Genomic DNA, 24,328 nt, shown 5'->3' on the forward strand with positions numbered 1-24,328 from the left:
TCAAACTCTCCCGGCAAGAATGGGGGATGACTGCTGGCCCTGGTCGGACGCAATCAGCAACCGCGGGTCGCGCGCCAGCCAGATGGTGACGGTCAGCGCCTGTCCGCCTTCCCTCCCCGAATGAAGATCCTGCACGCGCTCCACATCTAGCCCCGCCAGTTTCAGCCAATCCGACATGGCCTGATGCGAGAAACCGAGGCGCAGATGCGCATGCTCGTCACGCAGATATTCAAGCCCGTGCGGCGCGAGATCGATGATGACAAGCCGGCCGCCGGGTCGCAGCATTCGTGCGGCCTCATTGATCGCAACCTCCGGCTGATCAAGGAAATGCAGCACCTGGTGGATGGTGATGAGATCAAAATCCTGCTGCTCGAGCGGCAGGTTGAAAATATCGCCATGCCGCACGGAGGCGCTTGTGATGTTGGCCCGGTCGAGATTGGCGCGAGCGACCGCCAGCATGTCACGGCTGGCATCGATGCCGATGGCGCGGCGGTAATGCCCGGTCAGAAGCTGCAGCATCCGGCCCGTGCCGGTGCCGAGATCCAGGAAGGAGTCGATTGGTTGCGGGCCGATCAGGTCGATCAGCGCCTTGTCGACATCCTCGTCGGCGACATGGAGACGACGCAGTTCATCCCACTCGGCGGCATTGCGGCTGAAATAGGCCTGGGCGCGTTCGGCCCGGATGCGCTTCACGGAAGCAAGACGTTCCCCGTCACGCAGCAGCACCGTATCCTTTTCTGCGGTATGGCGCAGGAGGCTGCGGGCCAGCGTCACGGCCTTGCCCTCCTGCTTCAGCCGGAAGTAAGCCCAGGCGCCTTCCTGATAACGATCAATCAGACCGGCTTCGCCGAGCAGCTTCAAATGCCGGGAAATGCGCGGCTGCGACTGGCCAAGGATTTCGGTAAGATCGGTCACCGTGAGATCGCCGGCAGCAAGAAGCGCGAGAAGACGCAGCCTCGTCGGCTCTCCGACCGCCTTCAACACGTCCACTACGTCATCCAAGCCGAGTTTAACCAGATCTGTCATTCCGCACCCAATCAAGATATAAAGATATCTTTATGTGATTTGGGTTTTCTTGGCAAGAGCCAATCGGCTAGCCAAGGGAGTTCGACGTCGGAAATCCGTTAGTTTCCGGCGAAAACAGAATATCGAGGGCGATTGCTACATAAACGAAAACCCCGGACAAGCCGGGGTTTTCAAAGAGCCAAACCGGGAGCTCAGCGTGTCAGGCGCTTATGCGCCTGGCTGCCCGGATTAAGGGCATCGGGGCCGAGACGGCGAATCTTGTCCTGCTCGTAATCTTCGAAATTGCCTTCGAACCATTCGACATGGCCTTCGCCTTCAAAGGCCAGGATGTGCGTGGCCAGGCGGTCGAGGAACATGCGATCGTGGCTGATGATGATGGCGCAGCCCGCGAAGTTTTCAAGCGCGCTTTCCAGCGCCCCCAGCGTTTCCGTATCCAGGTCGTTGGTTGGTTCGTCGAGCAGAAGCACGTTGCCGCCAGCCTTCAACATCTTGGCCAGGTGAACGCGGTTGCGCTGACCGCCAGAGAGATTGCCGACCTTCTGCTGCTGGTCGCCGCCCTTGAAGTTAAAGGCGCCACAATAGGCGCGCGAGTTCATGTCGAACTTGCCGAGCTTGATGACTTCGGCGCCGCCGGAGATCTCCTCCCATACCGTCTTATTGCCGTCAAGCGCATCGCGGCTCTGGTCGACATAGCTGAGATGCACCGTCTCGCCGATGCGGACCGTGCCGGCATCCGGCTTTTCCTGCCCGGTGATCATCTTGAACAGGGTCGTCTTGCCGGCGCCGTTCGGGCCAATGATGCCAACGATGCCGCCGGGCGGCAGCTTGATCGACAGATCATTGATCAGCGTGCGGCCTTCGAAGCCCTTGGTGATGCCCTCCATCTCGATCACCACCTGGCCGAGACGCTCGCTGACCGGAATGATGATCTGCGCATCACCGGGACGCTGATTTTCGGCAGCATCGACCAGCTGTTCGTAAGCGTTGATACGCGCCTTGGACTTGGCCTGGCGGGCCTTGGGGCTGGAGGCAATCCATTCCTGCTCACGGCTGATCGCCTTCTGGCGGCCAGCTTCTTCGCGGGCTTCCTGCTGCATGCGCTTGGCCTTGGCCCGCAGATAGGCGGAATAGTTGCCTTCGTAGGGAATGCCACGACCGCGGTCGAGTTCGAGAATCCAGCCGGTAACATTGTCGAGGAAGTAGCGGTCGTGGGTGATCATCATCACGGCGCCCGGATAGTCGCGCAGGTGCTTTTCCAGCCAGGCAATGGTCTCAGCGTCGAGATGGTTGGTCGGTTCGTCGAGCAGCAGCAGGTCTGGCTGCGAGAGAAGCAGACGGCATAGTGCGATACGGCGGCGCTCACCGCCTGAAAGGCTGGTGACTTCGGCATCGCGCGGCGGGCAGCACAAGGCTTCCATCGCCATCTCCACCTGGCTTTCCAGATCCCAAAGGTTCTGGCTGTCGATGATATCCTGGAGCTTGGCGCCCTCTTCCGCGGTCTCGTCGGAATAGTTCATCATCAATTCGTTGTAGCGATTGAGGATTTCGGTTTTCTTGGCAACGCCTTCCATGACGTTTTCGAAAACCGTCTTGTTGGGATCGAGCTGAGGCTCCTGCGCCAGGTAGCCGATGGTGGCGCCTTCGGCCAGCCAGGCTTCGCCGGTATATTCCTTGTCGAGGCCGGCCATGATGCGCAGCACGGTCGACTTACCTGCACCGTTCGGGCCGAGAATACCGATCTTGGCATCGGGGTAGAAGGAGAGATGGATATTCTCGAGAATCTTCTTGGCGCCATAGGACTTATTCAGACCGGCCATATGATAAATGAACTGACGTGCCATAGCTTGGGTTGCTCCACGGGCGAATAGCGTTGCGATTTGTGCCGCTATGTAGGCGAAACCCCGCCCTCGGGCAACGGCGAAACCTTGTCCGAGGGCATTATCCGCGTCAGAAAGGCCGTATTTTCTCAGAAACCGGCCGCGTCCACCACACCCCGATCACAGCCGAAGGAGGTACTGCCGGCCCCCTGGATCAGTTTGGCGAGCCGCGGCTCACTGCCCTGCTGGGGATCGATCGCATCTTCGGAGAGACCGATGGTCAGCTCCGAAATCATTCGGACATCGCCGACGCGGCGGCAGCTCATCTTGATGCGCGCATTGGCGCCCTCGCCGAAGCTCTGATCAAAGGCCGCCTTGATGCTTTCGGCATCCAGCTCCTTGCCGATATTCTGCGCGAAAAGATCCCGCACGGCAGACGTATTGAGTTCGGCGATCAGGCCAGCGGCGATGGAGAAATATTGGTCGGCGCTGAGCTTCGTGCAGGTGCCGTGCTTGATCCATTCATGCCGCTCCAGGCCGGATTGAGTGCCTGGCATTGCCTTGTCCAGCTTCGCCTTCACGTCTTGGGAAAGCTGCACGGCAGGCAGATCCTTCCAGTCGCGGCCACGATCCGCCTGCTTCAGATCCTCGGAAACATCGCAATATTCCTGCCGCATCGGCCAGAGGCCATGCAGAGAAAAATTCGTGGCATCATGATTGTTCGACGACTGGTTCCGGCATTCCACCTTTTTCTGGTTCGTCTGACAAAATGCCGGCTCCCAGCTCGCCGCCAGGATAAAGCGCGTCCGTCCGCGGCTATGTTCCTGAGCCATGGCGCTCGCCGCCGTTCCGACCGAAAGAAGTACAACTGCAAATACTCGAAGCCACTGCTTCATTCCTGCCTCCAACTAGAACATTATGGGAACAAATAAGCAGTTTGAGCGAGCAGGCGCAATCCTGAATCACGGCGCTCGGAAAGATTTATTTCTGTGAGCTTTACCACCTATCCATTGCAATCGAGCGGAGGATAACCTTTCGTCTAACTGGGGAGGAGCCAATATATGTTCGCCGAGACGCAGCGCCTGAAAAGTCCGACAGGCGCAACCCTTGCCTATCATCATTTGCCGGCGGCAACCGATGCTCGCGGCATCCTGCTGATATCGCACGGTCTCGCCGAGCATTCCCGCCGATACGAGGTCTTCGCGGATGCGATGGCGGGCCGAGGCTTTCATGTCTATGCTCACGATCATCGCGGCCATGGCGAGACGACGGCCCCTGATGCCCCCATCGGCCGCTTTGCCCGGAGAAATGGTGTCGAGCAGGTGATCGCCGATGTGCTCGCAATGCGCGAGCTTGCCGCAAGCTCCCATCCTGATCTGCCTATCATCCTGTTCGGGCATTCCATGGGCGGGTTGATTAGCCTGAATACTGTGGTCACGCATCCAGCCAAGTTCGATGCCGTCACGGTCTGGAATTCCAATTTCAATCCGGGCCTCGCCGGCCGCGCCGCCCAACTCATCCTCAAAACGGAGCGCATGTTTAAGGGATCGGACGTCCCGAGTGGACCGCTGCCGAAACTGACCTTCGGCACGTGGGGTAAATCGATCGCCAACCGCCGCACCGATTTCGACTGGCTCTCGCGCATTCCCGAGCAGGTGGACAAATATATCGCCGATCCGCTTTGCGGCTTCGATGCCTCGGTCTCGCTCTGGCTCGACCTGTTTGAACTTACCTTCCGCGCACCACAGAAGGCGCATCTCAATCGTCTCCGCCGCGACATGCCGATTCATCTCGTCGGCGGTGGCAAGGATCCCGCGACCGACGGCGCGAAAGCGATTTCCTGGCTGGCAAATCATTTGAAAAGAGCCGGCTTCTCTCGTATCACCACTGAAATCTATCCCGACATGCGGCACGAGACTCTCAGCGAAATCGGTGCCGAAAAAGCCATTTCCAACTTCGCCGACTGGTGCAAGAGGGTAACGGCAAACAACTGATTCTCATGGGAATTCCACAATGAACACCTCCAGCGGCTCCTCGGCGCGATTGCTGCAGTCGGAGCTGACCTTCGGTTTGGTGACGATGTTTCTCTCCGTCGTCCTCTCGCCAGTCATGGATATCTTCTCCAAGCTCGCGGCGACCACGATTCCGCCGGGCGAAGTGACCGCCGCCCGCTTCATCTTCCAGGCTCTTTTTGCGCTCCCCATGATGGCAATGCGCGGGAAATGGGGCGTGTGGAGTTGGCGACGCAGCGGCGTCCATGCCATCCGTGCCGCCGTGCTCACGCTGTCCATGGTGTCGTTCGTGACCACGCTGCAGGTGATGGAAGTGGCCGATGCCATTGCCATCTTCTTCGTCGAGCCGATGATACTCACCATCCTCAGCAGCGTCTTCCTGAAGGAAACCATCGGCTGGCGGCGTTATACCGCCTGTGCCGTCGGCTTTTTCGGCGCGATGCTGATCATCCAGCCAAGCTTTCAGGAAGTCGGCTTTTTCGCCTTGCTTCCTATCGTCACCGCGTTTTGCGTCGCCGTCTACGTCATGATCACGCGCGTGGTCTCCCATAGCGAGGACGCATGGTCGATGCAGTTCCAGACGGCTTTATGGGGGACCGGCATCAGTGTGGTCCTGCTTGCCATCGGTCGAACGACGGGGTCTACAATCCTCGATCCGGTCATTCCGGATCTGATGGCCACGCTCTATCTGCTCGGCGTTGGCGTTACTGCGGCAGCGGCGGGTATCCTCACGGTATATGCCTATCGCGCCGTGCCGGCCTCGACACTTGCGCCGCTGCAGTATTTCGAGATCGTTTCCGCCACGATCTTCGGCTGGCTCGTTTTCGACAATTTCCCGGATGCGATCAAATGGCTCGGCATCCTCATCATCACCGGCTCCGGCCTCTACATTCTCTGGCGCGAGCGGCGCTTTGCTTCCAAGCCGGTATCCGATACATCTGAAACTGCATTCACGCCGTAAGCGGCAGAGCGGATGACATGACGGACCAGAAAACCAAGAAACCTCCGCTCTCCGGTATTCGCGTCATTGAGCTTGCCCGCGTTCTCGCCGGTCCCTGGGCCGGACAGATGCTGGCCGACCTCGGCGCCGATGTCATCAAAGTGGAAAATCCCGACGGCGGCGACGACACGCGCCAGTGGGGACCGCCCTTCGTCGAAGGCAAGGACGGCGAGAATCTCTCTGCCGCCTATTACCACTCTGCCAATCGCGGCAAACGCTCCATTACTGCCGACCTCAAGACCGAGGATGGACAGGGCCTGGTGCGCCGACTGGTAAAGACGGCCGATGTGGTGATCGAGAATTTCAAGCTCGGCGGCCTGGTAAAGTACGGGCTGGATTATGAAAGCCTGAGGAAGATCAATCCCCGCATCGTCTACTGCTCGATCACCGGCTTCGGGCAAACCGGCCCCTATGCCGGTCTCGCCGGCTATGACTATATCGTGCAGGGCATGTCTGGCTTCATGTCGATCACAGGCGAGCCGGATGGCCAGCCGATGAAGGCCGGCGTCGCGATCGCCGATATCTTCACCGGCATCTATGCCGTATCGGCAATCGAGGCCGCCCTGATCCATGCGCTGAAGACCGGGGAAGGACAACTCATCGACATGGCGCTGCTCGATGTACAATCCGCAGTGCTCGCCAATCAAAACATGAACTATCTGATTTCGGGTAAGCCGCCCGTGCGGCTCGGCAATGCCCATCCCAATATCTCGCCCTACGAAGTCATACCCACGGCCGACGGCTATCTCATTCTCGCTGTCGGCAACGACGGGCAGTTCCGGCGCCTCTGCGCCATTCTCGGCATGGAGACCGATGCCGACGACGAGCGCTATGCGACCAACAAGGCCCGCGTCGCCAACCGCAACGAAGTGCGCGCTTTCATTTCTGCCGAAACGCTGAAGTGGAACAAGGCAGAGCTGCTGAAAGCCTGTGAGGCCAACGCCGTACCGGCCGGCGCCATTAACACGATCGAGGATATGTTCGCCGATCCGCAGATTGTGGCGCGCGGACTGAGGATCGATCTTGAGGATAGCGCCGGCACTGTCATTCCGAGCGTCCGCACGCCGATCGTGCTGTCGGAAACGCCGTTGACCTATACGCGGCCGAGCCCGCGTCTCGGCGAACATCAGGAGGAAGTTCTGGCCGAACTGGCCAAACTGGAGGGGAAGGCGAGGAAATGAAGCGAACGGGCGGGCAACTTATCGTCGAGGCTTTGAAGGCCAATGGCGTGCAGCGTATGTCCTGCGTGCCGGGCGAGAGCTTTCTCGCCGTGCTCGATGCCCTGCGCGACAGCGATATCAAGGTGCTCGTCTGCCGCCAGGAAGGGGGCGCGGCGATGATGGCGGATACTTGGGGCCGATTGACCGGCGAGCCGGGCATTTGCATGGTCACCCGCGGTCCCGGCGCGACAAACGCCTCTGCGGGCCTTCATATCGCACGGCAGGATTCGATCCCGATGATCCTGTTCATCGGCCAGGTCCAGCGCGATGCCCGCGAACGCGAAGCCTTTCAGGAAGTCGAATTTCGCCGCGCCTTTACCGAATTCGCCAAATGGGTCGGCGAGATCGACGATGCCGCCCGCATTCCGGAATTCGTCACCCGTGCCTTTGCTGTGGCAACATCGGGGCGTCCCGGTCCGGTGGTGCTGACCCTGCCCGAGAACATGCTGCGTGACGAGGTCGAAGCGCCGCAAGCGCTGCCCTATGTCCCTGTTGCCGCCCATCCGGGCCGCGACCAGCTTGCAGAGCTTAGTCAGCGCCTTGCGGCTGCCCAGCGGCCGATGGTCATTCTTGGCGGCACGCGCTGGAACGAAGAAGCAGTTTCCGGCATCAGGCAATTCGCCGAGCGTTTCAAGCTGCCGATCGGCTGCTCCTTCCGCCGGCAGATGCTGTTCGACCATCTGCATCCCAGTTATGCCGGCGATGTCGGCATCGGCATCAATCCGGCGCTGGCAAAGGAAATCAAAGAGGCGGATCTGCTGATCCTTCTCGGTGGACGTCTTTCCGAAATGCCGTCCTCCGGCTATACGCTGGTCGATATCCCCTACCCGCGCCAAAAGCTCGTCCACATCCATCCCGACCCTTCAGAACTCGGCCGCGTCTATCGGCCGGACCTGGCCATTTGTGCCAGCCCAGCGGACTTCGTTGCAGCTCTGGCGGAACTCGATGCGCCAACCGCGACTCCGTGGGCCGAGCGCACGGAACGTATGCACGCAGCCTACCTCACCTGGTCGAAAACACCGGAAAAGAGCCCCGGCGCCGTCCATATGGGCCGCATCATGGATTGGATCGAAGCCAATACGGCCGATGATGCGATCTTCACCAACGGCGCCGGCAACTATGCCACCTGGCTTCACCGCTTCCATCGCTTCCGCCGCTTCAACACGCAGGCGGCTCCGACGTCGGGCTCGATGGGATATGGCCTGCCGGCAGCGGTTGCCGCAAAGCAGCTCTTTCCTGATCGCGAAGTCATCTGCTTTGCCGGCGACGGCTGTTTCATGATGCATGGTCAGGAATTTGCGACGGCTGTCCAGTATGGACTGCCGCTCATCGCTTTAGTCATCAACAACGGCATGTACGGTACGATCCGCATGCATCAGGAGCGGGAATATCCCGGCCGGGTCAGCGCCACCGCACTCGACAATCCAGATTTCGCGGCCCTTGCCCGCGCCTATGGCGGCCACGGCGAAACAGTGAAGGCGACGGAAGAATTCGGCCCGGCCTTCGAACGGGCGCGAGCGAGCGGCAAGCCGGCCATCATCGAGATTGCGCTCGACCCGGAAGCGATCACGCCCTCCCGCACCCTTACGGAAATCGCCCAGACAAAAGGCCGGTGAGCGCGAGCCCACCGGCCTTGAAAAAATCACGGATGGCGCGACTTAGAGCGCTGCCGTCACGATGAATTCGACCTTGTACTTCGGCGCTGCAAGCTTGGCTTCGCTGGTCGCACGGGCCGGCGTGTTGGCCGGATCGACCCAGGCTTCCCAGGCGGCGTTCATCTCAGCGAAGTAGGAGATGTCCGAGAGGTAGATAAGCGTCTGCAGGATCTTCGACTTGTTGGTGCCAGCTGCAGCGAGCAGACGGTCGACTTCAGCCAGTGCCGACTTGCACTGATCAGTGACGCTTTCGCCTTCGCCAACCTGGCCGGCGAGATAGACGGTGTTGCCGTGGATGACAGCGCCGCTCATGCGGACGCCAACGTCGATACGCTTGATGCTCATGGTGTTCTCCTGGTGTTGTTCTTCGACAGATAAAAAGGCATGACCATGGCCTGCCCTGCAATCAAAAGGCCGGGGGAAAGAACCCGTTCAGCCGCGAATGTGATGTGTCTTCTGATAGATCGCGGTCGAGCGTGCGCCGGAGCGGCAATAGCCGAGCATCGGCCGCGGAAACTCGTCCAGCGCATCAACCATGCCCTGCACGGCCTCTTCAGTCACGCCCATCGGGCCGACAGGCACCTGGGTGATCTCCAGGCCGAGTTCCTTGGCGCGAGCCTCGATGACACCGAATGGCGTCTGATCCGGGCTTTCGCCATCGGGGCGATGGCAGACGATGGACTTGAAACCCAGGGCCTTGATCTGGTCGAGATCCTCTACGGTGATCTGGCCGGACACCGAGTATTCATCGTCGATCGGGCGGATATCCATGGTTCATGTCCTCTCTAAAACCGTGGCCCTGATCTACGCCGCCATAGGGCGAGCGTCAACCGCGGCGCACTCTCAAACGAAGGCAAAGTTGAGCATGAAATTGCGGGTTTCACCGGGCTGGAGAATATTGAATTCGCCCGCCTCTTCCAGCTCGGACCGCGAGACCCAGCGATGCGAAACAGGCTCGATACCGAGCACATGCGCCGGCGCGCGCTGATTGCGCCAGACCTGCAGGAATGGCAGCGTGTCCGTTCCGAACCGCACCCTTAGTGTCTTGCCGCCGATGGCCGCGATGGGGCCGAGGCTGATTTCTGCCCAATCCTCGCCCTTGTCCTGCGCCGGCACACAGAAGATATCGCCCCCCTCCTCGCCGAAGGTCCAGGGAAAGCCGCCATTGTCAAGCATCTGACCGGCAAGACGCGTGCCGTTATCGAACCATTTGCCGCCGATATTCATGTGGTACATCAGAAAGACCGGCATCGCCTCTGTGCTGGTATTGACCAAACAATCGGCAAGTGAGACCTCGCCCGTCGCGCCATCGATCTGCCAAAGTCGTTCGAGCCTTGCCGTTCGCCTTTCGGCGGTGACAACATCGATATCGGCGCGGCATTCCGCATTACCATTCTCGAATTTAGTCCAGAGAATTTTGGCTGGATGGGACGCGAAGGAACCGTGAAGCGGATAGCGCTTGCCTTCATATGCGCCGGACATCGGCTCGGGATGGCGGATATGGTCCGGCCCGCAGGTGAAGAGGAAGCCTTCCACCGAATGACTGATACGCGGATCGCCATCATCAGGAACGGCGCTTCCGGGCGCAAGATTATTGCCCTCGACAATGCAGGCGCCTATATCCAGCACAGACCCCTCGTCCAGCGTCAATTTCGGCCCTTTCGCCGCAGAAAAACCCATCATCCCCAAAGTCCTCCCTGATTGGCGCCGAGCGCAGGTGCTGTCCCAAGCTGGCGCGCGGCTGAAAGAAGCGGTTATTTGGCTTACCAAATCTTAACTTGAAGCCTTGATCACATAAATTTTTATATTTTATTCAGCATGATAATCTAAATCTCCATACTGGCGTCAAAATTGCCATGTGTGTGTCAGCCGAATGACCATCCCGAGGATCCGACAGACGTGAACCGGTTCGTAAAATTAAGTTTTGCCCTGGCAATGACTGCCACCGTGTCCATGCTCGCGCTCACGAACGCGCAGGCACAATATTATCGTAGCGGCAACGGCAACACGGTTCTTGTCACCCCTGACGGCCGGATCCTCGATCAGTATCCTTATGGTGGTGGATATTCCATGGCCCGCGACGGTCGCGGCCGCCGGGTCCTGATTGATGCCTACGGCAATGTCGTCGCCACGGAAATGAGGGCCAGCACCTACTATCCCCGCGCCCCAGCCCGCGATACCTATGGCAATAATGGCGGTCGGTATGGCGACACGCAGCTTTCCAACAACGGCGACTACCAGGACTATCGTCAATATCGCTCCGACAGCTACGGAAATTACGACGGCGCACCCAACAATGGTTACGACCAGCAGGATCGCGGTGTGGTCACCGGCGGAATTCCGCGCGACAGCGATATCCAGCGCCAGCCGCTCGACAGTCAGCCATTGCCTGGTAAGAACCAGGGCCAGACGAACCCGAACGGCAACGACTACGCGTCGATCGATCCACAGCAGAGCGCGCCCGACATCGTCAACAAACCGGCACCGGCCGAACCCGTCATTACGCTGAAGGGCAAATCGAAGATGGAGATCACCGCGCTGGAGGTCTTCCTCGCGCGGCAGGGCATTTCGCCTGGTGCGATCGACGGCAGAATGGGTGCCAATGTCACCAAGGCGATCTATGCCTATCAGCAGATGACCGGCCAGACGCTCGACCCGAACAATACCGACGCGATCCTCGAGCAGCTTCGCATGTCCGGCGGTATGCCGATCGTCAACTACACGATCACGGCGGCCGACGCCGCAGGCCCGTATGTCGCTTCTATCCCTGAGGACTATGCGGCTAAGGCACAGATGCCGTCCCTCGGCTATACCTCGACGACGGAGATGCTGGCCGAACGCTTTCACATGGATGAAGGCTATCTGAAGGCGCTCAATCCCGGCGTCGATTTCACCGTGCCGGGCAGCACCATCAAGGTCGTCAATACCGGCCCCAGTAAGACCGGCGCAGTCGCCAAGATCCTGGCGGACAAGGGCCGCAAGCAGGTTTTCGCCTATGACGCTAACGGCACGCTGATCGCCGCCTACCCGGCCAGCATCGGCTCTGCCGACACGCCCTCGCCGTCAGGCACAGTCACAGTCGAGCGCGTCGCCTTCAACCCGGGCTATACCTACAATCCGAAGATCAACTTCCAGCAGGCCGGAAACGACAAGGTTCTCAATATTCCGCCAGGCCCGAACGGCCCGGTCGGTACGGTCTGGATGGCTCTATCGAAGCCGACCTACGGCATTCACGGCACGCCGGATCCCTCGAGAATCGGTAAGACGCAGAGCCATGGCTGCGTGCGCCTCACGAATTGGGATGCGACCGAACTTGCCAAGATGGTCAAGCCGGGCGTCGTCGTCGAATTCGTGGATTGATTACCAGACAGAGCTTCAACGAAAAAAGCCGCCGGGTGACACTCGGCGGCTTTTTGTTTGGCCTGATATGCTGCCAATTTTATCCCGCATATCGGGGAGCTCAGCGCAGTATCAGAAGCAATCCCGGAAGAGAGCCTTGGTATTTTCGAGCGTCAGCGGCACCGGATTGCCGCCGGCACTCGGGTCTTCGATCGCCATGGCGGAGAGCTCGTCGATCCGATCGGGCGCGATGCCCATGGCAGACAGATTTTCCGGCACGCCGAGTTCCGAGCGCAGTTGCAGCACATAGTCGTAGAAGCCGTCAAAACCGCCCGAGATACCCAGATAGGCTGCGGCGCGGGCAATCTTATCCTCGATAGCCTTGCGATTGAAACGCAGGACGGCCGGCATGACGACGGCATTGGTCATGCCATGATGCGTGTTGTAGACGGCGCCGATCGGATGCGAGAGCGCATGGATGGCGCCAAGCCCCTTCTGGAAGGCGACGGCGCCCATGGCGGCGGCGCTCATCATGTTGGCGCGGGCTTCGAGATCCGTTCCCTCGCGATAGGCGCGCGGCAGGAATTCCTTGACGAGCCGCATGCCTTCCAGCGCGATACCAGCCGACATCGGGTGATAGAAGGGCGACGAATAGGCTTCCAGGCAGTGGGCGAAAGCGTCCATGCCAGTGCCGGCGGTGATGATCTTCGGCATGCCGACGGTCAGTTCGGGATCGGCGATGACGACGCCGGGCAAGAATTTCGGGTGGAAGATGATCTTCTTCACATGCGTTGCGGAATTGGTGATGACGCTGGCACGGCCGACTTCCGAACCGGTGCCGGCAGTCGTCGGCACCGCGACGATCGGCGCAATGCCTTCGACGCTGGCGCGGGTCCACCAGTCCCCGATATCTTCGAAATCCCAGACCGGACGCGTCTGGCCCACCATGAAAGCGACGCACTTGCCGAGATCGAGGCCGGAACCGCCGCCGAAGGCGACGACGCCGTCATGGCCGCCGTCCTTGAACGCCTTCACGCCGGCTTCGAGGTTCTTCTCGTTCGGGTTCGGGTCGACGTCAGCGAAGATGGCGCGGCCGAGACCTGCATCTTCCAGAATATCCAACGCCGTCGCCGTGATCGCCATCGAAGCAAGTCCCCGGTCGGTGACTAGGAGAGGCTTCTTCATGCCCAGGCTCTTGCAGGCGTCCGCCAGTTCCTTAATCCGGCCACGGCCGAGCTTGAAGGCGTTCGGATAGCTCCAATTGGCTGAGATAGTGCTCATGCTGTTACTTTCTTCAGATGATAGGATTTCGGGCGCGTCAGATTGTGGAAGCCGATGATCGACAGCGAGCCGCCGCGGCCGGTTTCCTTGACGCCTGTCCAGCACAGCGCCGGATCGAGATAATCGGCGCGGTTCATGAAGACGGTGCCGGTTTCGATTTCGCGGCCGATGCGCGAGGCGCGCTCGACATCCTTCGTCCACAGCGAAGCCGTCAGGCCGTAGGGGCTGTCGTTCATCAGCTCTAGCGCTTCCGCGTCGCTCTTCACCTTCATGATGCCGACGGCAGGGCCGAAGGTCTCCTCGCGCATAAAGGCCATGGAATGATCGACATTGACGAGAACCTGCGGCGCGAGATAGGCACCGCCATCGTCAGCCGGAAACAGCTTCGGGTCGACCAGCGCCTTGGCGCCCTTAGCGACCGCATCGGCGATCTGTTCACGCACCACCTTGGCAAAGCGCTTGTGCGCCATCGGCCCGAGCGACGTCTCGGGATCAAGGGGATTGCCGAGCTTGTAGTTCGAAACCCAGGCAACGGACTTCTCGACGAAGGCGTCATAGAGCGATTCATGCACATAGATACGCTCGATGCCGCAGCAGCACTGGCCGGAGTTGTAGGTCGCCCCATCCATCAGCGTGTCGACGGCAGCGTCAAGATCGGCGTCCTCCATGACATAGCCCGGATCCTTGCCGCCAAGCTCCAGTCCGAGGCTGGTGAAGGTGCCGGCAGCGGCCCGCTCGATCGACCGGCCGCCTTCGACGGAGCCGGTGAAATTGACAAAATTAAAGCTGCCAGCTGCGATCAGCGCCGAAGTCGTTTCATGATCGAGGAAGACATTCTGAAAGACATCGGCGGGAACGCCGGCCTCGACGAAAGCCTGCACCAGCCGCTCGCCGACGAGCAGCGTCTGGCTTGCATGCTTGAGAATGACGGTATTGCCAGCCATCAGCGCCGGGGCGACCGTATTGATCGCGGTCATGTAGGGATAGTTCCACGGCGCGATGACGAAGACGACGCCATGCGGTTCGCGCTCGATGCGGCGGGCAAAATTGGCGCTGTTCTCGACGACCAAGGGTGCCAGCGCATCGGCGGCGATCGACGCGACATAGTTGGAGCGCTCGTTGAAGCCGCGATATTCGCCGCCGTACTTGATCGGGCGGCCCATCTGCCAGGCAAGCTCCGGCACCACTATTTCGGCCATCTCATTGAGCCGGGCCACGCCCTTGAGCACGAGCTGAACGCGATCCTCCAGCGGACGACGCGCCCAATCCTTCTGTGCCTTTCGGGCGCGCGCGACGACGTCCTTGGCGGCTTCCAGCGACAGAGACGGACGCTCGGCATAAACCTCTCCGTTCACCGGGGAGACGCATGTGATCATGGTCATGATCGAATTCCTGTTTTCTTAATCATCCAATTGATTGCCTGATGTTGCAGAACCTTTGGCCGCCTCTAAAAAGAAACGGCAGGTCAACGAGCATCCCAGCGCCCCCTGCCCGATCCTAGAATGAAAATCGGGCAAGCGGCAGATCGCAAATGCCTTACGCTCTTTCGAATCCGCGCGCCACTTCCCAATCCGTGATGCGACGATCATACTCCTCCTGCTCCCATTCGGCAGCGCGGGTATAATGATCGATGACATCGTCGCCAAAGGCGGCGCGCAACATCTTCGAATTGGTCAGGGCTTCGGTCGCACCACGCAGGGTGCGCGGTATCTCGCGAACTTCGCGCGCACCATAGGCATCGCCGACAAAGGGCGCCTCCAGTTCGAGCTTGTTTTCGATGCCATCAAGGCCGGCGGCAATCAGGGCAGCAAATGCCAGATAGGGATTGAGATCCGAGCCGCCGACGCGGCATTCGATGCGAATGCTCTTGGTTTCGGCTCCGCACAGGCGATAGCCGGCGGTGCGATTGTCCGTGCTCCAGATTGCCTTGGTGGGTGCGAAGGTGCCGGCAACGAAGCGCTTGTAGGAGTTGATATAGGGCGCAAGGAAATAGGTGATTTCGCTGGCATGCGTCAGAAGGCCCGCGACATAGTGCTTCATCAGCGGCGTCATGCCGTGTTCTTTTTCCTTGTCGAAGAACAGCGGCGTCTTGCCGTCCACACTCCAGAGCGACTGATGAATATGAGAGGAACTGCCCGCAGCGCTGTAGTTCCACTTCGCCAGGAACGTAATGGCCTTGCCCTTCGACCAGGCAATCTCCTTGCAGCCATTCTTGATGATGGCATGGCGGTCGGCCATGGTCAGAGCATCGGCGTAGCGGACGTTGATTTCCTCCTGGCCGGCGGATGCTTCGCCCTTGGAGTTTTCGACAGGGATCTCCGCACCCTGCAGTCCCTTGCGGATCGCCCGCATCACATCTTCTTCCTTCGTGGTTTGGAAGATGTGGTAATCCTCGTTGTAGCCACTGACGAGATTGAGATTGCGATAGCCGGATTCACGGGCACTGTCGTAGCTCTGATCGAACAGGAAGAATTCAAGCTCCGAAGCCATGTAGGCCTTCATGCCCATCGCTTCGAGACGCTTGACCTGCTTCTTGAGAATAGCGCGTGGCGAATGCGCGACTTCCTCATGAGTATGGTGGTCGAGCACATCGCAGAGGACGAGCGCCGTGCCTTCAAGCCAGGGAATACGGCGCAGCGTGGCGAGATCGGGCTTCATCGTATAGTCGCCGTAACCCTTCTCCCAGCTCGTCGACTTGTAGCCGGAGACGGTCTCCATCTCGATATCAGTCGCCTGCAGATAGTTGCAGCTATGCGTTTCCTTCCATGCGCTTTCGATGAAGAATTCCGCCTGGAAGCGTTTGCCCATCAACCGGCCCTGCATGTCGACCTGACATGCCAGAACCGTATCAATGCGCCCTTCGGCCACATCTCGCTTGAGGTCGTCGAACGTATAGCTGCTGCTCATAATTTGGTCCGCCTAGAAGATGGAAGTGGGTCGGCCAGCGGTGCTGTCGGATATGTTACCGGAGCCGCTCGTCAGATGGATGGGGCCGCGGCTGCGGCCCCTGCCGGATTGATGCTGAATGAGGATCACACTTCGCCGACAGCTCGTTCGGCAGCAGCGATATCGCCCTGGCGCTTGGCAATCATGTCGCCGATCGGAGGACCCTGGAAACGGCGCTTCTCAAAGGCGAACCAAATGATTGCAGTCAGGACCAGGAAGCCGATTGTGATATAGAGCGCCCATTCGTTCGGCGGCTGCACACCGATGATGAAGATGACTGCCATGGCAATAACCACCAGAACAGAAACCAGCTTGTAGGTGCCGATGCCCATGTTCCAAGGCCCCATCTTTGGCCATTTCGCAGTTCCGATCGCCTTGATGCCGAGGACGATCGGCACGGTAAAGGAAAGGAACAGGAAGATGACGGTGCACGACACGACGATGGTATAGGCCGAAGATCCAGCAATCGTAACGAGCGAAGCGCCCCAGACGAATAGGACCGAAAGGATCGCAGCCGTCCAGATGGCAATCGAAGGCGTACGGAACCGCGGGCTAACGCTGGCGAGCGACTTCGAGAATGGCAGGCCGCCATCCCGCGAGAAGGCATAAATCATGCGCGATGCGGAGGTTACGGTCGCTAGGCCGCACAGCAGCTGCGAGATGAAGATCGCAACATAGAGGATATTGGCGACCACCGGATTCGTGATGCTGTTGATCGTCCAGAAGAAGACGTTCCAGCCCTGTTTCGATGCCTCGTTCATGTCCGGAATGGCCAGGAGGAAGGCCAGCAGCATGATGTAGCCGAACAACGATGACCACCAGACCGAGGAGACCATGCCGCGCGGCACGGAGCTGGAAGCCTTGACCGTCTCTTCCGACGTATGCGCCGAGGCGTCGTATCCCGTAATCGTGTAGATCGGCAACAACAGTCCAAGAGCGAAGACGTACCAGATATTGTCCATCTTCGGCCAAACGGAAGCATCACCTTCCGGCGTTCCGGAGTAGTTGGTGAAAGTCCAGATGCGGCTGATATCCCAGCTCTTGACACCGATCAGGCAGACGATGGTCAGCGCGATCGCGGCGGCAAAGATCAGGTAGCCGGACATATCGGTCAGTTTTGCCGTGAGCCTAATGCCGAAATGGTTGATCAAGGCTTGCAGGCCGGTGATGATGGCAACGAAAATGATCTGGTTGGCAAAACCGGTCGAAGTGGTGGTATCGACGGCAATGCCGAACCAAGGGGCGATGGAGCCACTGAAGAAGCCCCAAGTACCCACATTGATCGCGCCAAGCACCGTGATTAGGCCGAGAAGATTGAGCCAGGCCGTCAGCCAGCCGGTGAACCGGTTGCCGAGGATCGACCCCCAGTGATAGAGGCCGCCGGCCGTGGGATAAGCCGAAGAAATCTGCGCCATCGAGAGCGCGAAAACGCCCGAAATCAGGCAGCCGAGCGGCCACCCTATACCAATGGCGGCACCGCCCGCGCCAGAAGTCGCCTGTGCAAGCGAATTGATGCCGCCGGATAGAATGCAGATGATGGAGAAGGAAATGGCGAAATTCGAAAACGAACTCATGCGCCGTTCCAGCTCCTGAGCATAGCCCATGGAGTGCAGGATTTGTATATCCTGCTTTTTGTCTAACTCTGAATAATCAGACATGCCATTCCCCCTAAAGCCCGGTCGTCCGCGGGATTGCGGAAAACCATGTGTCACATTGACCGCTGGCATTTCACCATGCGGCCCGATCGCAGTTGAACTGCTCCCCGGGGTCTTTTTCTTTTATGCTCAGGCTTCCAGACTGCTCTGGAGAAGCCCCGTCAGATAATCGGCCACGACCCCTTGGCCGACGTCATCCCGAATGAGGTCGTTGCGGACCTCGATCATTACGTTATGCAGACCGTTGGCAAGCCCATGCAGCTTCAGCGTATGGGTAACGCCGTCTTCAGGCCCGTAAGGCTGGTTGCGTTCAGTCTTGTAGAGCGGCGCTTCGGTCGCTGCGTCCAACATGCGATCGGCCAGCCAACGGTCTTCGTCATGCAGAATGCCAAGCTCCACTGCGCGTGGCTTGCCATTGTAGATCGGCGTGAAGCTGTGAATTGTCACGATCACGGTTTTTTGTCCGCGTGCGGCACGCTCTTTCAAAAGCGACCGAATGCGATCGTGGAACGGGATATAGAGCCCCTCCGTGCGGGCCTGCCTGTCCGCTTCCCTCAGATGCTGATTGCCGGGGATCGTATAGATCTCGCTTGTCTCCGGCATGGCACCGGCGCTTTCGGGGGGCCGGTTGCAATCATAAATCAGCCGGGAGAAGCGCTGAAACACCAGAGTGGCATCAAGGCCCGCGGAGATTTTCCTTGCAACCGCGAGTGCACCCGGGTCCCAGGCGATGTGGCTGGAACGCGCCTCGGCTGAAAGCCCGAGATCGCCGAACCGCTCTGGAATCTCACGCGAGGCATGCTCGCAAACGAGCAAAACTGCGCTGCGTCCGTCCGGCCTTTCGACCGCAACGCAATCGCCGTCTGCCTTCGACAAAATGCCTTGCTGCGCAAGCATCAGAGACGCCCCAGTGCCGATTAATAAAATCTTTATAAGAAAAGAATTCTTCAGGTTTTCCCTGCTGTCAACTGGAAACTGAAATTATTTCTTCATTTGTGACATTGACTCGAATTGTGACAGCGTTGTTATATCCTGGAAAGAAAACGGCAACAGACCGTTCGGGGAGCAAAAATCGAGTGAGCAATGCGTCGAAGACAGTTTCGGACGTGATCAATGCGCGCTTTGACACTTTAACGCGCGCCGAAAAGCAGCTCGCCAAGAGCTTGCTCGACAACTATCCCGTTTCCGGATTGGGTAGCATCACCACCGTCGCCGAGAATGCACGGGTTTCGACCCCGACAGTCGCACGCATGGTGCAGAAACTCGGATACAAAGGCTATCCGGACTTCCAGGCCCATCTTCATCAGGAAGTAGAAGCGACGATCTCCAACCCGCTGACAAAGCACGATCGCTGGGCGTCGAACGCTCCGGGTACGCATATCCTCAATCGCTTTGCCGATACCATCACAGGCAATCTGCGGCAGACCCTGTCGGATCTCGACGTGGCAACCTTCGACAGCGTCGCGGCACTGCTGTCGGAGAGAAAACGCGCACTTTATTTCGTAGGCGGCCGCATCACCGGGGCGCTTGCCGAATATTTCTTCACTCACATGCAGGTCATCCGACCGAATACGACCTTGCTTTCTTCGAACTCAAGCGCATGGCCGCAATATGTCCTGAACATGAATCCGGGCGACCTGCTCGTCATCTTCGATATCAGGCGCTACGAGCAGGAAATGGTCAATCTCGCGGCGGCTGCCCGCCGCCATGGCGCTGAAATCATCGTCTTCACCGATCAGTGGGCAACTCCGGCCGCCAAACACGCCAAGCACACGTTCCGCGTGCAGATCGAGGCGCCATCCGCCTGGGATTCATCGGTCGTTACCCTGTTCATCGTCGAAGCCCTGATCGAAGCCGTGCAAAGCTCGACATGGGACGAAACGAGCGAGCGCATGAAGACACTGGAAGGTCTTTTCGAACAAACTAAGCTGTTTCGCAAGCTAAGCTGAAGGGGAATGAAAACAGAAAATAACAGCTCCTGGAGGATATGGAATACAGCGACTGTCATACTTGTCGATTAGAAGCAAAAATCGACTGCGTTTTCAGCAAACCCAACGCTTTGAAGTCGTCACACAACCTTCATGTAACGTCATTAACAGCAACGCCAGACACTGAAAACCCAAAAGGAGGAAATGCAGTGATCTCGAAAATTCATCGTCTTCTGACAATCTCCACGGCGATGCTCGTCGCTTCGACGGCTATTGCCGCCGCGGAACCGAGCGCCGATCTCATCGCTGCCGCCAAGAAGGAAGGCACGCTGACCACCATCGCCCTGCCCCACAACTGGTGCGGTTATGGCGATCTGATCTCTGCCTTTAAGGCAAAATACGGCATTGAAGTCAACGAACTGAATCCGGATGCCGGTTCGGGCGATGAAGTCGAAGCAATCCGCGCCAATAAGGGTAACACCGGCCCGCAGGCTCCTGATGTGATCGACGTTGGTCTCTCCTTCGGTCCGACGGCCAAGAAGGAAGGCCTGCTGCAGCCCTACAAGGTTTCCACCTGGGATTCGATTCCGGACAGCGCCAAGGATGCCGAAGGCTACTGGTACGGCGACTACTACGGCGTTCTCTCCTTCGTCGTGAACAAGGACGTTGTGAAGAACCCGCCAAAGGACTGGGCTGACCTCCTGAAGCCGGAATATGCAAACACCGTTTCGCTCGCCGGCGACCCGCGCACCTCGAACCAGGCCGTTCAGGCCGTCTACGCCGCCGGTCTCGCCGCTGGCGAGAAGGATGCAGTCAAGGTCGGCGCCGCCGGTCTCGACTACTTCGCAAAGCTGAACAAGGCCGGCAACTTCGTTCCGGTCATCGGCAAGTCCGCTTCGCTGGCTCAGGGCGCAACCCCGATTGTCGTTGCTTGGGATTACAACGGTCTTTCCTGGCGCGACAGCCTGAACGGCAACCCGCCGGTTGACGTCACCGTTCCGGCTTCGGGCGTTATCGCAGGCGTCTACGTCCAGGCGATCTCGGCTTTCGCGCCGCATCCGAATGCTGCCAAGCTCTGGATGGAGTTCCTCTATTCCGACGAAGGCCAGATCGGCTGGCTGAAGGGCTATTGCCACCCGATCCGCTTCAACGACCTGGCGAAGAACAAGAAGGTCCCGCAGGAACTTCTCGACAAGCTGCCGCCGGCTGCCGCCTACGAAAAGGCCGTCTTCCCGACGCTCGACGAGCAGGCTGCCGGCAAGACCGCCATCACCACCAAGTGGGATTCTGTCGTCGGTTCGAACGTACAGTAATTTGACCTGACATGACCTCCCCGCTTCGGCGGGGAGGTTTCCGTTTTTCTGACGCCGCGGATTGGGCCAATCATGAGCATCGCCACAACATCAACGGTCAGTTCCACCCCGATGATCAACAAGCGTGTGGTTATCGATTGGCTGGGAATAGCACCCTTCCTGATCTTCGCGCTGCTGTTCCTAATTCTTCCTACAATCTATTTGATAGCAGGCGCCTTTCTGACGCCGGACGGCAGCCTGACGCTCAAGAACATCGCTGACCTGTTCACGCCGACGATCATGAGCGCCTATTGGATCAGTATCAAAATCTCGGTCGCTTCGGCGCTCGGTGGCGCGATCATCGGCTTCTACCTGGCTTGGGCGCTGGTCCTTGGCGGGCTTCCCACTTGGATCCGTCACGCCTTCCTGACCTTCTCGGGGGTCGCATCGAATTTCGCCGGCGTGCCGCTGGCCTTCTCGTTCATCGCCACGCTCGGCCGCCAGGGTCTGGTCACGATATTGCTCGCTCATTTCGGCTTCAACCTCTACGGCAGTGGCTTCAACCTGCTGAGCTTCTTCGGCCTGACCATTACCTACATGTACTTCCAGATTCCGCTGATGGTGCTGATCATTACGCCTGCGCTCGACGGCATGAAGAAGGAATGGCAAGAAGCTGCCTCCATTCTAGGCGCAACCAATGGACAATATTGGCGGATGGTTGCCTTGCCGATCCTTTGGCCGAGCCTGCTTGGCACGACGCTGCTGCTGTTTGCAAATTCGTTCGGCGCCATCGCGACTGCAATTGCACTTACCGGCAGCTCGCTGAATATCGTTCCCATCGTACTCTATGCGCAGATCCGCGGCGACGTGCTGCACAATGCCAATCTTGGCTATGCGCTCGCGCTCGGCATGATCGTCATTACGGGTATTTCGAACGTCATTTATATCTTGATGCGCATGCGCGCTGAACGGTGGCAGAAATGAAGCTGCAAAAATTCTTCGCCTGGATCGCCGTTGCCATCGGCCTCATCTACTTCCTGGTGCCGCTCATCGGTACGCTGGAGTTCTCGCTGCGCATGCGGCGCAACGCTTACAGCTTTGACGCCTATGCCTCCGTCTTTTCAGATTTCGGTTTCATAACGGCCTTTGGTTTCTCGATGTTGATGGCGCTTCTGACCATTATCTTCGGTATGCTGCTCGTTGTGCCCACGGCCTATTGGGTGCGGTTGCGGTTGCCGCAGCTCCGCCCTGTCGTGGAATTCATCACCTTGATGCCGTTGGTCATTCCGGCCATCGTCATCGTTTTCGGCTATCTGCGGCTCTATAATTCGTCGTCGATCCTGCCGTTGACCGGCTATAATTCGACGACGAACATTCTGCTCGTCTGCTCCTACATTGTATTGTCGCTGCCCTATATGTATCGTTCGGTCGATACGGCGATGCGTACCATTGATGTCGGCACGCTGACGGAGGCTGCCGAAAGCCTTGGTGCAAAATGGACAACCATCATGTTCAAATGCATCTTTCCGAATGTCATGAGCGGTGTGCTTTCCGGAGCATTCATCACCCTTGCGATCGTCATGGGCGAATTCACCATGGCATCGCTGCTCAACCGTCCGGCATTCGGGCCCTACATGCAGCTCATGGGCGCCAATAGAGCTTACGAGCCCTCTGCCCTGGCCATCATCGCGCTTGCCGTTACCTGGCTCAGCATGGGCCTCTTGCAGCTCGTTTCCCGTTTCTCAAAATCCGCTCCGATTAAGGCGTAAGGCTTCTCACCATGGCTTTTCTCGAACTCACCCACATCAAGAAGTCCTTCGGCGACATTCACGTCGTCCATGATTTCAATATGCAAATCGAGAAAGGAGAATTCGTCTCCTTCCTCGGACCGTCGGGCTGCGGCAAGACGACCGTGCTGCGCATGATCGCAGGTTTCGAAACGCCGACCGCCGGCACACTGTCGATCAATGGCAAGGACCAGCGGGCGCTGAAACCGAACCAGCGCAATATCGGCATGGTCTTCCAGGCCTACGCATTGTTTCCGAACATGACGGTGCATGACAACGTCGCCTTCGGCCTCAAGGTCGCCGGCATGGCGAAGCCCGACATCGACAAGCGCGTCAAGGAGATGCTGGCTCTCATCAAGCTCGATCATCTCGCAGGCCGCTATCCATACCAGATGTCCGGCGGCCAACAGCAGCGCGTGGCGCTCGCCCGCGCCATCGCCGTCAAGCCGCAGGTGCTCCTGCTCGACGAGCCGCTCTCGGCTCTCGACGCCAAGATCCGTATCTCGCTGCGCGAGGAAATCCGCGCCATCCAACAGCAGCTCGGCATCACCACCGTCTTCGTGACGCACGATCAGGAAGAGGCGCTGTCCATCTCCGACCGTATCGTGGTCATGAATGCAGGCCGCGCCGATCAGATCGGCACGCCGTTCGAAATCTACAACAAGCCGGCAACCCGTTTCGTCGCCTCCTTCGTCGGCACGCTGAATCTGATCGAAGGCAAGGTCGTCGATCCCGACAGTAACCGCATCATGATCGGCGATCAGGGCGTGACCCTGAAGCAGTCGGTGACCGCCTATAAGCCAGGCGATACCGTATCGCTTGCCCTGCGTCCGGAAGCCGGTTCGCTGGCGGAATCGGCCAAGGGCGATACAGCCCTCACAGGCGAAGTCTCCTCGGCACATTTCCTGGGCTCGGTCATCCGCACCCGCATGAATGTCGCCGGCAACACGATTTCCTTCGACATGTTCAACAGCCCGGGCATGATGCCTCCGAGTGTTGGTGAGAAGGTGACGTTACGTTTTGCCTCCTCCGACCTCCTCGTCATTCAGGACTGAGAAAGAGCCCTCCATCGCCGGGTCATTTTGGAAAATTATTCGCAGACGCCGGGCCAAAACCCCGGCGTTTTTCTTTGATTTCCATAAGGCAAAGCATCTATAGTCCACGCGTTCTCAGGGCGGGGTGCAATTCCCCACCGGCGGTATGGGGAGTTTCCTCGAGCCCGCGAGCGCCTTCCGGATTTCGGAAGGGTCAGCAGATCCGGTGAGATGCCGGAGCCGACGGTATAGTCCGGATGGAAGAGAGCAAGCAGGATCGTACCTCCTCCGCGCGAGGGGTGCTGCGATGTTGCGTGTTCGCCCAAGGGATATTTG

The 24,328-nt window shown here is 58.9% G+C and carries 21 protein-coding genes and 1 riboswitch; of the genes, 10 read left to right on the forward strand and 11 right to left on the reverse strand.

The window, feature by feature from the left end:
• The 3 genes from ACK83U_RS09230 to ACK83U_RS09240 all read right to left on the reverse strand — a co-directional run bounded on the left by ACK83U_RS09230 (position 1) and on the right by ACK83U_RS09240 (position 3,739).
• Positions 1-1,026, reverse strand: a complete 1,026-nt coding sequence (locus tag ACK83U_RS09230) for a metalloregulator ArsR/SmtB family transcription factor (protein WP_112605176.1) — start codon at positions 1,024-1,026, stop codon at positions 1-3.
• Positions 1,027-1,217: 191 nt separating this feature from the next.
• Entirely contained in the window at positions 1,218-2,867 is a 1,650-nt protein-coding gene (ettA, locus tag ACK83U_RS09235) for an energy-dependent translational throttle protein EttA (RefSeq protein WP_112334452.1), read from the reverse strand.
• Positions 2,868-2,992: 125 nt separating this feature from the next.
• A complete protein-coding gene (locus ACK83U_RS09240; RefSeq protein WP_112605173.1) occupies positions 2,993-3,739 on the reverse strand; it encodes a ribonuclease T2 family protein in 747 nt (248 codons plus the stop codon).
• 165 nt (positions 3,740-3,904) lie between these two features.
• Between ACK83U_RS09240 and ACK83U_RS09245 the strand changes: the two genes are divergently transcribed.
• From ACK83U_RS09245 to ACK83U_RS09260, 4 genes are read left to right on the forward strand one after another with little or no spacing between them, the layout of a single operon-like run.
• Positions 3,905-4,837 (forward strand): alpha/beta hydrolase, encoded by a 933-nt coding sequence (locus ACK83U_RS09245; RefSeq protein WP_112605170.1) that lies wholly within the window; start codon positions 3,905-3,907, stop codon positions 4,835-4,837.
• A gap of 19 nt (positions 4,838-4,856) precedes the next feature.
• Positions 4,857-5,816 (forward strand): DMT family transporter, encoded by a 960-nt coding sequence (locus tag ACK83U_RS09250; protein WP_112605167.1) that lies wholly within the window; start codon positions 4,857-4,859, stop codon positions 5,814-5,816.
• 17 nt (positions 5,817-5,833) lie between these two features.
• On the forward strand, positions 5,834-7,036 hold the full coding sequence (locus tag ACK83U_RS09255) for a CaiB/BaiF CoA transferase family protein (RefSeq protein WP_112605164.1): 1,203 nt from the start codon (positions 5,834-5,836) through the stop codon (positions 7,034-7,036).
• Entirely contained in the window at positions 7,033-8,691 is a 1,659-nt protein-coding gene (locus ACK83U_RS09260) for a thiamine pyrophosphate-binding protein (RefSeq protein ID WP_112605161.1), read from the forward strand. Before ACK83U_RS09255 ends, ACK83U_RS09260 begins: the two co-directional genes overlap by 4 nt.
• Positions 8,692-8,733: 42 nt before the next feature.
• On the opposite strand, the gene ACK83U_RS09265 is transcribed toward ACK83U_RS09260, so the two are convergent.
• From ACK83U_RS09265 to ACK83U_RS09275, 3 genes are all read right to left on the reverse strand, one after another.
• Positions 8,734-9,075, reverse strand: coding sequence for a RidA family protein (locus tag ACK83U_RS09265; RefSeq protein WP_112605158.1), 342 nt, complete (start codon positions 9,073-9,075; stop codon positions 8,734-8,736).
• Between the two features lie 87 nt (positions 9,076-9,162).
• A complete protein-coding gene (locus ACK83U_RS09270; RefSeq protein WP_112334441.1) occupies positions 9,163-9,501 on the reverse strand; it encodes a beta-lactamase hydrolase domain-containing protein in 339 nt (112 codons plus the stop codon).
• A gap of 72 nt (positions 9,502-9,573) precedes the next feature.
• Entirely contained in the window at positions 9,574-10,413 is an 840-nt protein-coding gene (locus ACK83U_RS09275; RefSeq protein WP_112605156.1) for a DUF4432 family protein, read from the reverse strand.
• Between the two features lie 252 nt (positions 10,414-10,665).
• On the opposite strand from ACK83U_RS09275, the gene ACK83U_RS09280 reads away from it, so the two are divergent.
• Positions 10,666-12,090, forward strand: coding sequence for a L,D-transpeptidase (locus ACK83U_RS09280; protein WP_210294827.1), 1,425 nt, complete (start codon positions 10,666-10,668; stop codon positions 12,088-12,090).
• Positions 12,091-12,201: 111 nt separating this feature from the next.
• Here the strand turns inward: ACK83U_RS09280 and ACK83U_RS09285 are convergent, their stop codons facing one another.
• The 5 genes from ACK83U_RS09285 to ACK83U_RS09305 all read right to left on the reverse strand — a co-directional run bounded on the left by ACK83U_RS09285 (position 12,202) and on the right by ACK83U_RS09305 (position 18,848).
• Positions 12,202-13,350, reverse strand: a complete 1,149-nt coding sequence (locus ACK83U_RS09285) for an iron-containing alcohol dehydrogenase (RefSeq protein WP_112605150.1) — start codon at positions 13,348-13,350, stop codon at positions 12,202-12,204.
• Positions 13,347-14,732: an aldehyde dehydrogenase family protein gene (locus tag ACK83U_RS09290; RefSeq protein ID WP_112605147.1), complete on the reverse strand. Its 1,386-nt coding sequence runs from the start codon at positions 14,730-14,732 to the stop codon at positions 13,347-13,349. The genes ACK83U_RS09285 and ACK83U_RS09290 overlap by 4 nt, the downstream gene beginning before the upstream one ends.
• 154 nt (positions 14,733-14,886) lie before the next feature.
• Positions 14,887-16,257: a glutamine synthetase family protein gene (locus tag ACK83U_RS09295; RefSeq protein WP_015340391.1), complete on the reverse strand. Its 1,371-nt coding sequence runs from the start codon at positions 16,255-16,257 to the stop codon at positions 14,887-14,889.
• A 125-nt stretch (positions 16,258-16,382) separates the two neighbouring features.
• Complete coding sequence (locus ACK83U_RS09300) at positions 16,383-17,954, reverse strand: amino acid permease (protein WP_112605144.1); 1,572 nt, start codon at positions 17,952-17,954, stop codon at positions 16,383-16,385.
• Positions 17,955-18,080: 126 nt separating this feature from the next.
• Positions 18,081-18,848 (reverse strand): N-formylglutamate amidohydrolase, encoded by a 768-nt coding sequence (locus ACK83U_RS09305; protein WP_112605141.1) that lies wholly within the window; start codon positions 18,846-18,848, stop codon positions 18,081-18,083.
• Positions 18,849-19,027: 179 nt separating this feature from the next.
• Here ACK83U_RS09305 and ACK83U_RS09310 point away from each other — a divergent pair, with 179 nt between their 5' ends.
• The 5 genes from ACK83U_RS09310 (at position 19,028) to ACK83U_RS09330 (ending at position 24,013) form a co-directional block, all read left to right on the forward strand.
• Entirely contained in the window at positions 19,028-19,900 is an 873-nt protein-coding gene (locus ACK83U_RS09310; RefSeq protein WP_015340394.1) for a MurR/RpiR family transcriptional regulator, read from the forward strand.
• 188 nt (positions 19,901-20,088) lie between these two features.
• A complete protein-coding gene (locus ACK83U_RS09315) occupies positions 20,089-21,192 on the forward strand; it encodes an ABC transporter substrate-binding protein (RefSeq protein WP_112334428.1) in 1,104 nt (367 codons plus the stop codon).
• A 72-nt stretch (positions 21,193-21,264) separates the two neighbouring features.
• Positions 21,265-22,155: an ABC transporter permease gene (locus tag ACK83U_RS09320; RefSeq protein ID WP_015340396.1), complete on the forward strand. Its 891-nt coding sequence runs from the start codon at positions 21,265-21,267 to the stop codon at positions 22,153-22,155.
• Positions 22,152-22,940 carry an ABC transporter permease gene (locus ACK83U_RS09325; RefSeq protein WP_015340397.1) on the forward strand — a complete coding sequence of 263 codons (789 nt, stop codon included), beginning with the start codon at positions 22,152-22,154 and terminating at the stop codon, positions 22,938-22,940. Before ACK83U_RS09320 ends, ACK83U_RS09325 begins: the two co-directional genes overlap by 4 nt.
• A gap of 11 nt (positions 22,941-22,951) precedes the next feature.
• Positions 22,952-24,013 carry an ABC transporter ATP-binding protein gene (locus tag ACK83U_RS09330; RefSeq protein WP_015340398.1) on the forward strand — a complete coding sequence of 354 codons (1,062 nt, stop codon included), beginning with the start codon at positions 22,952-22,954 and terminating at the stop codon, positions 24,011-24,013.
• Between the two features lie 106 nt (positions 24,014-24,119).
• Positions 24,120-24,265: riboswitch (FMN riboswitch) on the forward strand.
• The last annotated feature ends 63 nt before the right edge of the window (positions 24,266-24,328 follow it).

The organism is Rhizobium sp. WW22, assembly GCF_047041135.1.
Lineage (GTDB): Bacteria > Pseudomonadota > Alphaproteobacteria > Rhizobiales > Rhizobiaceae > Rhizobium.

Bases quoted from the DNA above. Each gene is read 5' to 3' on its own strand.
- ACK83U_RS09230 (WP_112605176.1), bottom strand. From the start codon at position 1,026: ATGACAGATCTGGTTAAACTCGGCTTGGATGACGTAGTGGACGTGTTG.
- ettA (WP_112334452.1), bottom strand. From the start codon at position 2,867: ATGGCACGTCAGTTCATTTATCATATGGCCGGTCTGAATAAGTCCTAT.
- ACK83U_RS09240 (WP_112605173.1), bottom strand. From the start codon at position 3,739: ATGAAGCAGTGGCTTCGAGTATTTGCAGTTGTACTTCTTTCGGTCGGA.
- ACK83U_RS09245 (WP_112605170.1), top strand. From the start codon at position 3,905: ATGTTCGCCGAGACGCAGCGCCTGAAAAGTCCGACAGGCGCAACCCTT.
- ACK83U_RS09250 (WP_112605167.1), top strand. From the start codon at position 4,857: ATGAACACCTCCAGCGGCTCCTCGGCGCGATTGCTGCAGTCGGAGCTG.
- ACK83U_RS09255 (WP_112605164.1), top strand. From the start codon at position 5,834: ATGACGGACCAGAAAACCAAGAAACCTCCGCTCTCCGGTATTCGCGTC.
- ACK83U_RS09260 (WP_112605161.1), top strand. From the start codon at position 7,033: ATGAAGCGAACGGGCGGGCAACTTATCGTCGAGGCTTTGAAGGCCAAT.
- ACK83U_RS09265 (WP_112605158.1), bottom strand. From the start codon at position 9,075: ATGAGCATCAAGCGTATCGACGTTGGCGTCCGCATGAGCGGCGCTGTC.
- ACK83U_RS09270 (WP_112334441.1), bottom strand. From the start codon at position 9,501: ATGGATATCCGCCCGATCGACGATGAATACTCGGTGTCCGGCCAGATC.
- ACK83U_RS09275 (WP_112605156.1), bottom strand. From the start codon at position 10,413: ATGATGGGTTTTTCTGCGGCGAAAGGGCCGAAATTGACGCTGGACGAG.
- ACK83U_RS09280 (WP_210294827.1), top strand. From the start codon at position 10,666: ATGACTGCCACCGTGTCCATGCTCGCGCTCACGAACGCGCAGGCACAA.
- ACK83U_RS09285 (WP_112605150.1), bottom strand. From the start codon at position 13,350: ATGAGCACTATCTCAGCCAATTGGAGCTATCCGAACGCCTTCAAGCTC.
- ACK83U_RS09290 (WP_112605147.1), bottom strand. From the start codon at position 14,732: ATGACCATGATCACATGCGTCTCCCCGGTGAACGGAGAGGTTTATGCC.
- ACK83U_RS09295 (WP_015340391.1), bottom strand. From the start codon at position 16,257: ATGAGCAGCAGCTATACGTTCGACGACCTCAAGCGAGATGTGGCCGAA.
- ACK83U_RS09300 (WP_112605144.1), bottom strand. From the start codon at position 17,954: ATGTCTGATTATTCAGAGTTAGACAAAAAGCAGGATATACAAATCCTG.
- ACK83U_RS09305 (WP_112605141.1), bottom strand. From the start codon at position 18,848: ATGCTTGCGCAGCAAGGCATTTTGTCGAAGGCAGACGGCGATTGCGTT.
- ACK83U_RS09320 (WP_015340396.1), top strand. From the start codon at position 21,265: ATGAGCATCGCCACAACATCAACGGTCAGTTCCACCCCGATGATCAAC.
- ACK83U_RS09325 (WP_015340397.1), top strand. From the start codon at position 22,152: ATGAAGCTGCAAAAATTCTTCGCCTGGATCGCCGTTGCCATCGGCCTC.
- ACK83U_RS09330 (WP_015340398.1), top strand. From the start codon at position 22,952: ATGGCTTTTCTCGAACTCACCCACATCAAGAAGTCCTTCGGCGACATT.